The following is a 12,849-nucleotide window of genomic DNA, read 5'->3' on the forward strand; positions in this document are numbered from 1 at the left end:
GCCCACGACGCAGTGACCGCAGCCGGGTGTCGGGTGGAGACCACCCAGATTGGTGAAGCTCGCGGATTGAGAGATGCCCCGGGCTGCGGCGCACGCTTTCCGCACGCGACACACATCAGTCAGGGGTTGGCGCGCAGGTCGCGGCGCTGGGTCAGACGGCGCGCGCACTCCACGTGAAGCTGCGCATGTCCGGCAGCGCGCGGGCCAGTCGGGCTGCGACGGCGCGGCCGATCGCGTCGGCCTGCGCGGTGGTCGTGTCGGCGTCGACCCACCCCTCCATCTCGACCCGGAGCGTGCGTCCGGTCCAACGTGCACGCGCGTGGGCATGCCGCACCCCGTCGACGTCGCTGGCGGTGGCTTCGGCGGTGGTGATGACGTCGGCGTCCACGCCGTCCATGAGCCGGTGCAGGACGTCCGCGGTCACTTCCCACCCGACGTGGCAGATGAACAACGTGACGGCGAGCCCGGCCACCGGGTCGGCCCACGACGCGCCCAGCAGGACTCCGACCAAACCGAGCAGCGCACCAGCCGAGGACAGCGCGTCCAGCCACGAGTGCTTCGCGTCCGCTACCAAGGTCCCGGAGTTGATGCGCATGCCGACGATCAACTTGTAACGGGCCACGACCTGGTTGCCGAGGATGCCGACCGCCGCACCGACGACGCCCCACACGGCGTGGGTGGTGGTGCCGTGGTCGATGAGTTTGCGGATGCTCTCCACAGCGGCCAACGCTGCGCTGGCCCAGATGACCAGTGCAACACCGATACCGGCGAGGTCTTCGGCGCGTTCGTAGCCGTAGGGGTATCGCTCGGACGCGACCCGCTTGGACACCGCGAAGCCGACGAACACGAGCGCGCTGGTGGACACGTCGGACAGGTTGTGCAGCGCGTCGCCCAACAAGCCCACCGACCCGGACGACAGGGCGATCACCAGTTCAACGAGCCCGGTGACGGCCAGTCCGGCAGCGCCCCACGCAATCGCCCGGTTCGCCTGTCGGCGTTCGGCGGCGTCGTCAGCGAGGTCGGGCAGCGGGAAAGCGGTGGCGGCATCGCGCGAACCGGTCGACTGGTGCATGTGTCCAGGATGCCCGGTCCGCAGCGCGGCGACCCGCTCCCGGCGTCGAACAGGTTCACGACACCGGCAACCTCCAGCGTGCGCCGAACAGCAGGCTGTGCACCGACGATCCGCGGAACATGCGCGGTGTATTCGCGGACAGCAATGAGAAATCCGATCGCGACGGCGTCAAGAAAGCTGACCAGCTCTTCGATGCTCACGTCAACGGCTATCGAGCCAGTCGGGCCACCAGTGCGAGTCGAGGCATGACCTCGTCGCTCGGCTTGAGACACCTGGCGAAGTTTCGCCGGGCACACTCTGCGTTTGCTCTCAACGCTGTTATGGACGGGCGCGCCAGTTGCCGAAGGACCGGCGCCGTCCGGACCGCTCGACCAGCAGGGCTCGGACCGTGGGTCGTGCTTCGAGCCATCGCGCGGCAGCCGTCGGTGCCATGGCTGCGACTGCCGTGGCATAGACGTCAGCCGTGATCAGGTCGGCCGCCACGACGGTCGCCGAGGCGACGTGGGTGACGGCGGCTCCGGTGTGCGGATCGAGGATGTGCGCTCCGCGTTCTGCGAGGCCCGATGTCGCGACGGCCAGCGGACCGCCGCCGGTGACCGCGGTCAGCAGCCTGCCGCGTTCGAGCGGGTCGGTGATGCCGATGATCCAGCCGCGTTCGGGACTCGGCTGGCCGACACAGGTGACGTCGCCACCGCCGTTGACGCAGTGATTGAGCGAACCAGCGGCGGTGAGCATGTCGGCCGCGTGTTGAACCGCCCAGCCCTTGACGTAGCCGGACGGGTCGAGGGTCCAGCCGTCCGGGCGGCAGTCGAAGTACCCGTCGGTGTCGGTGCGGAAGTACGCGCAGGCAGCGAGCACGTCGTGGACCTCGGGCGAGGCGTCGGTGAGGGTCAGCGTGCCGGCGTTGATCCGGCTGATCTCGCTGTCTGCGCGGTAGGTGGAGAACATCGCATCCATCGCGTGCAGCCAGTCGAGGACGGCACGCAACGACGCCGCGTCGACGCCCGGCGCGGCGACACGGAAGGAGAACACCGTGCCCATGCAGTGTTCGGCATGCGACACGGGCAGTGCCGTCGGACCCGCGCCGACCCGGGTCATTTGAGGTGCGCCTGGTCCAGCGCCGACTGCAGCGATTGCCGGTACCCGTCGCTGGTGTAGCTGGCGCCGGAGATCGTGTCGACCTGCGCGCTCTGCTGCGTCAAGGTTTCCTGCAGCAACTGCGGTCCGGCCATCGAGTTGATCTCTTCCGAGTGCCGGTCGAACGCGGTCAACTGTTCGAACGACACTCCGGTGATCTTGCTCGCAGCCACCGTGACCTTGACCTGGACGACGCCGTACCGGGTGGTGATCGCCCGGCCGACATAGTTGCGCGACACCGTTCTGGTCCGGGCGGGCGTGGCGGACCTGCTCGTGGTCGGCGTCGGTGTGCCCCGGGTGCTGCTGAGCGCGGCGGAGGATGCGGGCGCGTCGGTCCGGGCTCCTGCGGACGGCAGCGGGCCGGCGGCGGTTATCGGATGTGCCTGCGTCTTGAACGACAGCAGGGCGGCGAAGCCCGCGACGGTTCCGCTGACGGTGAGGATCAGCCGTTTCATGGGTGGGTTCTCCGGTGCACGTCGGGTCAGAAGACGAAGGATTCGAAGTGGATGCCGGCGCGGGCCACGCCTGCGCGTCGCAGGTCGCGCGCGAGCGTCGCGACGAGCTCGTCCGGCCCGCACAGGTAGACCTCGTGCGCGGCAAGGTCCGGGACGAGCCGGCGCAGCTGCTGCGGCGACAGGTGATCCCCTTCCTCGCGTCGGCCGAGCAGGTAGTGCACGCGGGCGCCGCGAACGGCGGCGAGGTGGTCGATCTCGTCGCGCAGCACGAGGTCGCCCGCACTGCGCGCGCGGTACAGCACAGTGATCCCGCCGGGCGCGGCCGGCGCGCTCTCCAGCAGCGCGCGGACCGGCGTGATGCCGATGCCGACCCCGATGAGCAGCACCTTGCCGCTGCGCCTGCCAAGTGCCGAGCGGTGCTCGACGTCGGCGGTGAACGCGCCGTACGGCCCCTCGGCGAGCACCCGGGTGCCGGGGCGTAGCCGAGCGAGCGCTGCAGAATGCGTGCCGGCCGTCCGGACGGTGATGCGCAGCTGGTCCCCGTACGGCGTCGCGGACAGCGAGTACGGGTTGGCGGCCCCGGCGAGGTCACGGGTCAGGAAGCGCCAACGGAAGAACTGGCCGGGCCGGGCCCGCAGACGCGCCAGGTTGCGTCCGCCGACGATCACCGAGACCGCGGCCGGCCCGTGCGCAACGACGGCGACGACCCGCAGGGTGTGCCGGGCGTAGTTGATCAGCGGCGTGAGCACCCGATACCACAGCAGCGTCGCGCCGACCATGACGTAGAGGCCCAGCCACAGCACCCGGACCCGCACGTCGGTGAAGTCCGCGCCGGTGCGGAACTCGTGCGCGAACGTGAGCGCGATCGCGAGGTAGGTGTACAGGTGCAGCAGGTGCCACGTCTCGTACCGGAGCCTTTTTCGCGCCGCGCGCGCCGAGGTCACGCCGACAAGCACGAGCAGCCCTACCGCCACAGTGGCCATCAGCACGTCCGGGTAGGTGAGCACGAGCGTCGTGGTCTGCGACACGACGTCGGCGTGTGCGGTGACCGCGTAACCCCAGATGATCAGCAGGGTGTGTGCGAGCGCGAGCGACACGACGTACCGGCCGCCCGCGGCGTGCCACCGGGCGAGGCGGTCGCTGCCGACCCCGCGCTCGAGCGCGGGTACCCGCGCCATGAGCGCCAGCACGACGAGGATCGCGTACCCGGCCAGCAGGCCGGTGAGCCGGCCGGCATTGGTCAACAGGCTGCCGAAGCCGTCGATGAAGTTCGTGTCCTGCCCACAACGCGAGCACCGGCAACCCGCCGAGCGCGACGACGGCCAGCGCCGGCGCGGCGGTGATCCGCAGCCGCGAGCGCGGTGTGGACAGCTGCGCTGCCGGCGGGCCGGCGTCACGCGGGCGGAGCAAGGTGGTCATCGCGGCTCTTCCTCTAGATGGGATCAGCTTCGCCGCGGTTGCTCTGCGATCCCTCTGCGTTCGACTTGCCGGCGCTCAGAAAACGATGGGTGGCAGCGGCAGGTCGACCCGGACCGTCGTGCCGGCCGGCGTCGTGCTCATCTCGACCTCGCCGTGATGCGCGTGGACGATCGCGGCGACGATGGGCAGCCCCAGACCGCTCGACCCGCGGCTCGTCGACCGTTCGCCGGTGCCGCGCACGAAACGGTCGAAGGCGTGCGCCGCGACGGCTTGCGGCATGCCGGGTCCGTCGTCGGCGACTGCGAAGCACGCCCGACCGCGCTAGCTCGACAACGACACCGACACGGTGGTGCCCTCCGGGGTGTGCGCGGCGGCGTTGGACAGCAGGTTGGACACGACCTGCGCCAACGCATGCGCGTCGCCGATGACGTCGATCGCGCCGTCGGGCAGGGCGAGCCGCCAACGGTGCGTGGGCGCAGCGATGCGCGCGTCGTCTACCGCGTCGAGGACGGTGCGCACCAGGTCCACCGGCTCGGCCGCGAGCGGGCGTCCGGAGTCCAGCCGCGCCAGCAGCAGCAGGTCCTCGACGAGGTGGCTCATCCGCTCGGACTGCGCCGCGATGCGCCCCAGCGAGCGGGACACGTCCGGCACGAGGTCCGGCCCACCCTCGCGTTGCGCGAGCTCGGCGTGCCCGCGGACCACCGCGATCGGCGTGCGCAGCTCATGACTGGCGTCGGCGATGAACCGGCGCAGGCGGTCTTCGCTGTCCGCGCGGGTCCGCAGCGCGGACTCGACCTGCTCGAGCATGGCGTTGAACGCACGGGCAAGTGTGTCGACCTCGCTGCCGCCTGCACCCGCGTCGACGCGGTGCGGCAGCGAGACGCCACCGGTGTCGAGCGGCAGGTCGGCCACCTCGGCGGCCGTGGTCGAGATCCGCGACAGCGGGGCCAGCATGACCCGTAACAGGCCGGCGGCGACCAGCACGATCGCCAGCAGCGCGATGGCGAACACGACGATGACCACGAGCGCAAGCTTGTCGATCGTGTTCTCGATCGGCCGCTCGGGCAGACCGGTGATCTGCACGTCGCCGTCGCGTCCCTTGGCGACCACCACCCGGTACAGCCCGACATCGGCCAGGCGGACCGAATGCGGAGTGCTGTCGACGGTCAGCCGGGCGAGCTGAGCCCGTGCCGCGGCAGGAACGTCGTCATCGTTACCGTGATGACCGCCGATGATGGCCGCGTTGGTCACCGTGCCGTGCAGCACGCGCGCGCCGAGCGTCCCGGCGAGCTGACCTTCGACGTCGCCGTAGCGATTGTCCGAGTCGTGATCGTCGTGCTCGAGGGCGACGGAGAACCGGTCCCCCGCAGCACGCAGCTGATCGTCGAGCCGATTCACCAGTACGTGCCGGACGACCAGGACGGTGATCAGCGCTGCCGCCGCCAGGGCCAGGGTGAACACGATCGCGAGCGCCGCGGTCAGCCGGCCACGCACCGTTTGCGGCAGACGAGGCAGGCGCATCAGCCGGCCGGCTTGAGGATGTACCCGACGCCCCGCACGGTGTGGATCATCGGGTCGCGGCCGCGGTCGACCTTGCGGCGCAGGTAGGAGATGTACAGCTCGACGACGTGCGCGTCCCCGCCGTAGTCGTAACTCCACACACGGTCCAGTATCTGCGCCTTGGACAGTGCCCGGCGCGGATTACGCATCAGGAACCGCAGCAACTCGAACTCGGTGACCGTCAGCTCGATCGGTTGCCCGGCCCGGGTCACTTCCCTGGCGTCCTCGTCCATGACGAGGTCGCCGACGACCAACCCGGCCGCGGGCGCGCGGTCCCCTGCGATCCCCGCACGGCGCAGCAGGCCACGCAGCCGGGCGAGCAGCTCCTCCATCGCGAAGGGCTTGGTGACGTAGTCGTCCCCTCCGGCGGTGATGCCCGCGACGCGGTCTTCCACCGAGTCGCGCGCGGTCAGGAACAGCACGCACACGGCCGGATTCGCGGCCCGCAGGTGACGCAACACCTGCAGCCCCGTCATGTCCGGCAGCATCACGTCGAGCACGGCAAGATCCGGCGGCTGCGCCTGCGCCGCGCGTATCGCCGAGGCGCCGTCGGGCGCGGAGGTCACCGCCCAGCCCTCCAGCATCAGGACCCGGGTGAGCACCTCGCCCAAATCGCGTTCATCCTCCACGACCAGCGCGCGGATGCCCGGCTCGGAGTTCATGGACACCCAGGATGCCGGGTCAGCGAAGCGGCGTCACCCGTGCGCGCGGCGCAGCGCGCGGGAGCGGATGGGCAGCCATACGCTGAGTCCGACCAGCGCCATCGCCAGCGGGAAGTGCACGGTTTCGGCAGCGGGGTTGTCGCCGACGAGACCGCCGATGTACGCCTCCACGAACACCAGGACGAGCAACACGATCGAGCCGATCAGCAATGCGACGTGCCGACGCAGGAACACCACGGCGACCACGGCCGCGATCAGGGCGATGACGAAAGTAATTCGCGCGCCCCAGTCGTGCACCTCGACCCACGACTCCTTGTTGTCCTGGCCCTCACGGATGAACATGCCGGCCCAGATGCCTTGCAGGATGATCAGCACCGACGTCAGGCCGGTCAGCGCTGCGAAAGCAGCCAGCGCTGTCTCCTCCCGGCCGGTCACACGTGAACTCACAGCCATCATCGTCAGTTCTCCTCGGGGGATCCCGATCGCGCCGGCGCGGCAGACCTTTGCACCTGATCCGGGCTCGCGATCAACACGCCAAACCTGTCATCGCTCCCTCTGCATTTGCTCTCAACGGCGGCCTGACGTAGCTCGAGCGCTCACCAGCCGATATTCGGTACGGCCCCGGGGTACCTGTCTCGCGTGCCGAATCGCGCGATGACGAGACGGTCGTGGGCTCGGCTGTCGTTGTGTGTCGGCGCGCTGGCACTGGCCGCCTGCTCGCAATCGAGCGCGCCGAGCGCCAGCACGCCACCTGCGCAGCGCACGTCGACGCCCAGCGCCGCTGCACCGTCGTCTGCCGCCACCCCACCCGCGCCGGAATCGTGGACGGCGTATCACGCCGACGACGCGCGATCCGGTGCGGTGGGCGCGTCGACGACGTTCCGGCTCGCCCGGGCCTGGTCCGACGACCTGGGCGGCGCCGTGCGTGGGCAGGCTCTCGTCTACGCCCAGCGGGTCGTGGCGGCGACGGAGAACAATCGCGTCGTCGCGCTGGACCCGCGCGACGGGGCGGTGATCTGGTCGACGTCGCTGGGTCGGCCGTTGACCGACGTGCAGTCGGTTGCCGGGTGCGGCGACGTCGACCCGCTGGGCGTCACCAGCACGCCGGTCATCGACCCACGCACCGCGACCGTCTACGTCGTCGGCGAGGTGGACCTCGGCCACGGCGAGGTGGTGCACCGTCTCGAAGGTCTGTCCCTGGCCACCGGCGCCGTTCGGCTCACGGACGACGTCGACCCGCCCCTGCCACCCGGCGAGCACCCTGCGCAACTGCTGCAACGCGCATCCCTCGCCCTGGGCAACGGACGTGTGTACGTCGCCTACGGTGGCAACGACGGCGACTGCGGCACGTACAACGGAGCGGTCGTCGGAGTCGACGAGACCGGCCCGGCCCGCCCGGTGAGCTTCCGCGTCGCGCCAGACGGGCACGGCGGCGCGATCTGGGAGTCCGGCGGGGCTCCCGCATTGGACGCGGCCGGCAACGTCTATGTCACCACGGGGAACTCGAACCCCGATCCGCCGAACGGCGGACCGGACCCGAAGAGGTACACGGAGAGCGTCGTCAAGCTCACGCCCACCCTCAAACCGATCGCGTCCTTCAAGGATCGGATCGCAGGTGGCGACGAGGATCTCGCCACGGGCAACCCGGTCTTGCTGCCCAACGGTCAGGTGTTCGCGGTCGGGAAGACCGACGTCGCCTTCGTCCTTCGCCAGTCCGACCTGACCCAGGTGGCCGCCATCCGACACGTCTGTGGCAGCGATCCCGACGGTGGACCGGCCTACGACGCGGCCGACCAGCGCATGTTCGTGCCGTGTTCCGGCGGCGGCATCCAGGTCGTCGACCTCGCGGACCACAAAGTGGGACCACGCCTGTCCGGCGCGGACAGCTCGCCGATGATCATCGGCGATCACGTATGGGCGCTCGACCACACGCGCAGCACCCTTGTCGAGTTCGACGCACACACCACCCGGCGCATCCGCAGCGTCCGCGTCGGGCCGGCAATCCCCAGCTTCGAATCACCCAGCACGGCGCTCGGACTGCTCCTCGTGCCGACCGCAGCCGGAGTCACGGCCCTTCGATAACACTCGCCTGCTCCGATCGAATCGGGCGACGGCGACAACGCGCAGGCGCCTGCTCGTCGCATCGGCCGCTCGACGGGCGGGATCGGCAGGCTGTTCGGGAAGCTGCTCGCCGTCGACGATCCATTCGGCCATGCAGACTCCAGACCAACGCGGCCCTCTCTGGAGCAGGATGGGCGAGCGCACAACCGGATCCGCGGGCAGGACTGCTGCGCGCTATACCGCAACGATGTCGACGAGATGCTCGATGCCCGCGAGATCGCCGGCATTGCGCGTATAGAGGCGCGCGGCGTGGGCATGGGCGGTTGCCGCAATCAGCAGGTCCATGACACGCGAACGCGGACGGCGACCAGCCATCACGATGGCGGCCGCGAGCTGCCCGTAGCTGGTCGCGACGGCCTCGTCGATCGGTAACGCCGAGAACCGTCTTTGGAACTCCGACAGTCGCCGGAGGCGCTCGGCGCGCACGGCTGCGTCGGTGGTCACGAGAACGCCGAACTGCAGTTCGGCCAGCGCCGCCGCACTGATCGCGAGCTCGCCCTCGAGGTATGCAATGTCGTTTGCGATCAGCACGCTGGTGTCGAGGATCGCCCTCACGGTTGCGGTTCCCAGGGGTCGATGACTGAGCCGTCGATCAGGTCTCGGTCATGGTCCCAGGTGAGGTCCGGACGTCCCGTGAACGCGCTGGCGATGTCGTCCCAGCTCTGCCACCGCTTCTGGGATGCCGGGACCAACCGGGCGGCCAACCGGCCGGACACGGTGATCTCGATTTCCTCGCCGCCCTCGACGCGTCGCACGAGTTCAGATGCGTTCTGACGCAATTCACGCAGCCCCACGGCGTTCACACCCTGAAACGTAGCACCTGTGCTACTCGGTGTCTCGTCCCCGCAAGCGGATCCGCTTACGGGCAACCAGGCCCGGCCGGAAACGCCCGCAGGCGGACCTGATCGGGATGCCCGTCGAGACGCACGATCCGGCTGCGGTTAGGAGTCCGGTTGGCATGTCGTGAGGTAGCGGGTCACCGCTGCTGTGGTCCGGTCGACGTCGTAAGTGGCCAGCAAGTCGAAGAGGCAACCGCGTAGGACAGCGAGAAGCAGCGTGCGGTCCGTGTCATCCTGGCCGGCGCCGAGGTCGGTGAAGACCTCGAGCCAGTCGCGCACTGTGGCCGCGGCGAAGTCAGCGCAGGGCCCTTCGGGCTCGACCACGGAGCGGGCGTAGGTGTCGACCCACAACGTGAGTACGCGTCGATGTTCGGCGGAAACCAGCCACTCCCAAACGGTTGCCGCGACGGCGGTTGTCGATGTGTCGGCGTGGGTTAGGCGCAGACTTTGCAGCAATTGCAGTTCGTCGTCGCGAGCGCGGGCGAGTATCTCGCGCACGAGACCCTCCTTGTTGTCGAACAGGAAAAGCAAAACCCGCGGGCTCGAGCCGATGGCGGACGCGAGCGGGCGTAGGGACAGCCCGGTCCAGCCGTGATCGAGGACGTAGTCGTACGCGGCATCGAGGAGCTGCAGTCGGCGTTGCGATGACACGGGTCGAAGCGGGGCCGCGGCCGTGTCGGCCGTAGCGGGTGATGATGAACCGCGACCCGTCATGGGCCTACCTTCTCACTGAAACGAACGTTTCAGTAGAGCGTGAGGTGGTCGGGCGTGCAAGAAAGGGTGTCGATTCGTCGGCTGGGCAAGCCCGGTGACCTGGGCTGGGTGGTTCGGGCGCACGGTGAGGTCTACGCGCACGAGTTCGGATGGGATACGAGTTTCGAGGCGCTGGTTGCGCGGATCGTGGCCGACTACGCCGGCGACCACGATCCCGATCGCGAAGCAGCATGGATCGCGGAGGAGAACAGGCGGCGGGTCGGCTGCGTGTTCTGTGTGGCCGAAAGCGAGTCGGTCGCGACGCTGCGCATCTTGCTGGTGCACCCGGACGGTCGCGGGCATGGGCTTGGCGCAAAGCTGACCGCGCGGTGCGTGGACTTCGCCCGAGCAGCCGGATACACGAAGTTGCGCCTGTGGACCAACGACCCGTTGGCCGCTGCGCGCCACGTGTATCTCGCCGCCGGTTTCACACTCATCGAGGAAGAACCGCACCACAGCTTCGGCGTCGACCTCGTGGGCCAGGTCTACGAACTCGAGCTGGCCGCCGCCGACACGACGAGGGCATGTCCGTAACTACTCGGAGCTCTCGAACTCCCGGATCAGCGCAGCCGGGCAGGTGCTCAACTGCTTGGTCGTTCTGCACGTCTTCTGCGGGCTGCCAAATGCGAAGTCCGTTATCCGCCAGCGTGGGCGAACACCGGAAAGGACGATCTAGGTATGGGCACAACAAACCCGCTCCTCGTGCATGCGATCGAACCCCGCCGACTCGACGACGTCCGGGCAAGCGGCGCCGACGGACACGGCAACCGACTGCAGCCTTTCGCCGCATCGGGAGACGGAGAGCCGCTGCGCTGTTGCCTGCGCTACGCCGAACCAGGCGACCAGATCGCCCTGATCTCCTACGCACCCTTCGACCATCCGTCGGTGTGGACCGAGGTCGGTCCGATCTACATCCACGCAGCACGTTGCGACGGCTACACCTCCGCCGACCAGCTGCCCCGGGAACTGGCCAACGGCCCTCGGGTACTGCGCACCTACCGCGCCGACGACACGATGAATTACGACCACAACACGGTGGTGACCGACGAAGCCGCCCTCGAGCCACTCATCGAAACGCTGCTCGGTGAATCCGACGTCCACACGGTGCACGTCCGCACCCTGGCACCGCAGTGCTTTCTGTACTCCGTCACCGCCGCGAACTGACGAACCGCGTTAGCACGCGCAACACCCGCACCCGTCATCGTTCGCGCGGCGTTGGCTCTATGTCGCGTCGTTGAGCGAATAGACGGTGAGGACCGAACCATCCGGGTCGCGCATCCACGCCACCTGCGTCGCATCGCTCACTGAGATGCCGTCCTCGTCGAGCGGAAACGGCAGGTCGTCCTGGGTCAGGAAGGGCACATCGCGTCCGCGCAATGCACGGACTGTCGAGCGCACGTCGCCCACGCGGAAGCTCGCGACCGGCCAGTCGGCCGAACCGGCGCTGGGCACGTCGGGCAGCAAGTACACGACGGTGCCCTCATCGGCGGCAACCGTCCAGCCACCTGGTATCGACGCGCCGTCCAGCCCGAGCTTGCCTTCGTAGAACTCGCGGGCCCGGTCGAGGTCAGTGACGGCGATAACCGGCCCGACGTGCATTGCTGCCGTGCGCTCGGTCACGGTTGCAGATCGATCAACGCTTTACCGGACTCGGGATCGAAGGGCACCGATTCATCAGAAGCCATGCACCAAAAAAACCACGATCACGCACTCGCCGTCCATCAAGTCCCCGAGATACGGAGCCTGTAATGGTGGGCGATACTGGGATTGAACCAGTGACCCCTACCGTGTCAAGGTAGTGCTCTCCCACTGAGCTAATCGCCCTTATGCACACCGCCGTTGCCGGCGGTGATGTTGTCGAGGCGGCGGCGGGAATCGAACCCGCGTACAGGGCTTTGCAGGCCCTTGCCTAAGCCACTCGGCCACGCCGCCGTTGTCGATCCGGTCGAGACGGCCCCGCGCCACCGGACACCGCAACGGCTCCGAGGCCGGGTCTCGCGCTACCTCGAGCGGACGACGGGATTCGAACCCGCGACCCTCACCTTGGCAAGGTGATGCGCTACCAGCTGCGCTACGTCCGCGTGTGCACCGACCGAATCTGTCTGGACCAAGTGCCGATCGACGACTCTATCCGATGCTCGTGAGCGCCTTCAAACCGCTACCGGGCCGCACCGTCGCCGCCGTCGACGAGCCGGCGCCAGACGGCGTCCACTTGGCGCTGCAGGTCCTCGCGCGAACCATCGTTGGTGATCACGTCGTCCGCGACGGCGCGGCGTTGCTCGTCGCTGGCCTGGCTGGCCATCCGCGCGCGGGCGTCGTCCGCGTTCATGCCACGCCCGGCCAACCGTTGCACGCGTAGCTGCTCCGGCGCCTGCACGATCACGACACGGTCGAAGCCGGCGGCCATGTCCGATTCGACCAGCAGCGGCACGTCGTAGACGACGACGGCGTCCTCCCCCGCGGCTGCGGTGAGCTCGGCGGTACGTACACCGACCAGCGGATGCACGATGGCGTTGAGGTCGCCGCGCGCCGCGTCGTCGTTGAACACGATCTGCGCGAGCTTCGGCCGGTCCAGCCGACCGTCGGCGACGACGTCGTCGCCGAAGCGCTCGACGACCCGCGCGAAACCGTCCGTGCCCGGCTCCACAACCTCGCGGGCGATCTTGTCGGCGTCGATGACGACGGCGCCGTGCCCGGCGAACATCGCAGCGACGGTCGATTTGCCGGATCCGACTCCCCCGCTCAATCCCACACGCACGTTCCGAACGCTATCGAGCCGGCTCCGGTTTGCACCCGGCACCGTCGCTAACGGCCCGCATCGGGGTGCCGTT

At 69.0% G+C, this 12,849-nt stretch carries 15 protein-coding genes, 3 tRNA genes and 2 pseudogenes; 3 read left to right on the forward strand and 17 right to left on the reverse strand.

The genetic code is table 11. The features are described from left to right. Positions 1–151 precede the first annotated feature (151 nt). The 8 genes and pseudogenes from ACFFCN_RS16920 to ACFFCN_RS16955 all read right to left on the reverse strand — a co-directional run bounded on the left by ACFFCN_RS16920 (position 152) and on the right by ACFFCN_RS16955 (position 6,752). Positions 152–1,072: a cation diffusion facilitator family transporter gene (locus ACFFCN_RS16920; protein ID WP_375493548.1), complete on the reverse strand. Its 921-nt coding sequence runs from the start codon at positions 1,070–1,072 to the stop codon at positions 152–154. A 318-nt stretch (positions 1,073–1,390) separates the two neighbouring features. After that, entirely contained in the window at positions 1,391–2,170 is a 780-nt protein-coding gene (locus ACFFCN_RS16925) for an FAD:protein FMN transferase (RefSeq protein ID WP_375493550.1), read from the reverse strand. Beyond that, on the reverse strand, positions 2,167–2,664 hold the full coding sequence (locus tag ACFFCN_RS16930) for an FMN-binding protein (RefSeq protein ID WP_375493552.1): 498 nt from the start codon (positions 2,662–2,664) through the stop codon (positions 2,167–2,169). Before ACFFCN_RS16930 ends, ACFFCN_RS16925 begins: the two co-directional genes overlap by 4 nt. 26 nt (positions 2,665–2,690) lie before the next feature. Continuing rightward, a complete protein-coding gene (locus ACFFCN_RS16935) occupies positions 2,691–3,908 on the reverse strand; it encodes a ferric reductase-like transmembrane domain-containing protein (RefSeq protein WP_375493553.1) in 1,218 nt (405 codons plus the stop codon). 250 nt (positions 3,909–4,158) lie between these two features. Beyond that, positions 4,159–4,386: pseudogene (locus ACFFCN_RS16940) on the reverse strand (ATP-binding protein); the annotation flags it as partial. Positions 4,387–4,404: 18 nt separating this feature from the next. Then, on the reverse strand, positions 4,405–5,604 hold the full coding sequence (locus ACFFCN_RS16945; protein WP_375493554.1) for a sensor histidine kinase: 1,200 nt from the start codon (positions 5,602–5,604) through the stop codon (positions 4,405–4,407). Then, on the reverse strand, positions 5,604–6,305 hold the full coding sequence (locus ACFFCN_RS16950; RefSeq protein ID WP_375493555.1) for a response regulator transcription factor: 702 nt from the start codon (positions 6,303–6,305) through the stop codon (positions 5,604–5,606). Before ACFFCN_RS16950 ends, ACFFCN_RS16945 begins: the two co-directional genes overlap by 1 nt. A gap of 33 nt (positions 6,306–6,338) precedes the next feature. Next, positions 6,339–6,752 carry a hypothetical protein gene (locus tag ACFFCN_RS16955; protein WP_375493557.1) on the reverse strand — a complete coding sequence of 138 codons (414 nt, stop codon included), beginning with the start codon at positions 6,750–6,752 and terminating at the stop codon, positions 6,339–6,341. Between the two features lie 207 nt (positions 6,753–6,959). On the opposite strand from ACFFCN_RS16955, the gene ACFFCN_RS16960 reads away from it, so the two are divergent. Then, the gene (locus tag ACFFCN_RS16960) at positions 6,960–8,387 is read left to right on the forward strand and encodes a PQQ-binding-like beta-propeller repeat protein (protein WP_375493558.1); all 1,428 of its coding nucleotides are present in this window, start codon (positions 6,960–6,962) and stop codon (positions 8,385–8,387) included. 213 nt (positions 8,388–8,600) lie between these two features. Here ACFFCN_RS16960 and ACFFCN_RS16965 read toward each other — a convergent pair whose 3' ends face one another. From ACFFCN_RS16965 to ACFFCN_RS16980, 4 genes and pseudogenes are all read right to left on the reverse strand, one after another. Further along, positions 8,601–8,981, reverse strand: a complete 381-nt coding sequence (locus ACFFCN_RS16965; protein ID WP_375493559.1) for a PIN domain-containing protein — start codon at positions 8,979–8,981, stop codon at positions 8,601–8,603. Further along, on the reverse strand, positions 8,978–9,229 hold the full coding sequence (locus ACFFCN_RS16970) for a type II toxin-antitoxin system Phd/YefM family antitoxin (RefSeq protein ID WP_375493561.1): 252 nt from the start codon (positions 9,227–9,229) through the stop codon (positions 8,978–8,980). Before ACFFCN_RS16970 ends, ACFFCN_RS16965 begins: the two co-directional genes overlap by 4 nt. Before the next feature lie 138 nt (positions 9,230–9,367). Further along, the gene (locus ACFFCN_RS16975; RefSeq protein WP_375493571.1) at positions 9,368–9,763 is read right to left on the reverse strand and encodes a TetR/AcrR family transcriptional regulator; all 396 of its coding nucleotides are present in this window, start codon (positions 9,761–9,763) and stop codon (positions 9,368–9,370) included. Then, positions 9,764–9,979 (reverse strand): annotated as a pseudogene (locus ACFFCN_RS16980) (TetR/AcrR family transcriptional regulator); the annotation flags it as partial. 66 nt (positions 9,980–10,045) lie between these two features. Here ACFFCN_RS16980 and ACFFCN_RS16985 point away from each other — a divergent pair. Together ACFFCN_RS16985 and ACFFCN_RS16990 are read left to right on the forward strand one after the other, a co-directional pair. Next, on the forward strand, positions 10,046–10,552 hold the full coding sequence (locus ACFFCN_RS16985; protein WP_375493563.1) for a GNAT family N-acetyltransferase: 507 nt from the start codon (positions 10,046–10,048) through the stop codon (positions 10,550–10,552). A 144-nt stretch (positions 10,553–10,696) separates the two neighbouring features. After that, positions 10,697–11,182, forward strand: coding sequence for a DUF1203 domain-containing protein (locus tag ACFFCN_RS16990; RefSeq protein ID WP_375493565.1), 486 nt, complete (start codon positions 10,697–10,699; stop codon positions 11,180–11,182). A gap of 57 nt (positions 11,183–11,239) precedes the next feature. Here the strand turns inward: ACFFCN_RS16990 and ACFFCN_RS16995 are convergent, their stop codons facing one another. From ACFFCN_RS16995 to coaE, 5 genes are all read right to left on the reverse strand, one after another. Then, positions 11,240–11,638, reverse strand: a complete 399-nt coding sequence (locus ACFFCN_RS16995; protein WP_375493567.1) for a VOC family protein — start codon at positions 11,636–11,638, stop codon at positions 11,240–11,242. Between the two features lie 129 nt (positions 11,639–11,767). Then, positions 11,768–11,842, reverse strand: a tRNA-Val gene (locus tag ACFFCN_RS17000). A 36-nt stretch (positions 11,843–11,878) separates the two neighbouring features. Beyond that, positions 11,879–11,950: transfer RNA gene (locus tag ACFFCN_RS17005), tRNA-Cys, on the reverse strand. A 76-nt stretch (positions 11,951–12,026) separates the two neighbouring features. Then, positions 12,027–12,099, reverse strand: a tRNA-Gly gene (locus tag ACFFCN_RS17010). Between the two features lie 77 nt (positions 12,100–12,176). Continuing rightward, a complete protein-coding gene (gene coaE / locus ACFFCN_RS17015; protein ID WP_375493569.1) occupies positions 12,177–12,818 on the reverse strand; it encodes a dephospho-CoA kinase in 642 nt (213 codons plus the stop codon). Positions 12,819–12,849 lie beyond the last annotated feature (31 nt).

The organism is uncultured Jatrophihabitans sp. (assembly GCF_964246335.1).
In the GTDB taxonomy this organism is placed as follows: domain Bacteria; phylum Actinomycetota; class Actinomycetes; order Mycobacteriales; family Jatrophihabitantaceae; genus Jatrophihabitans.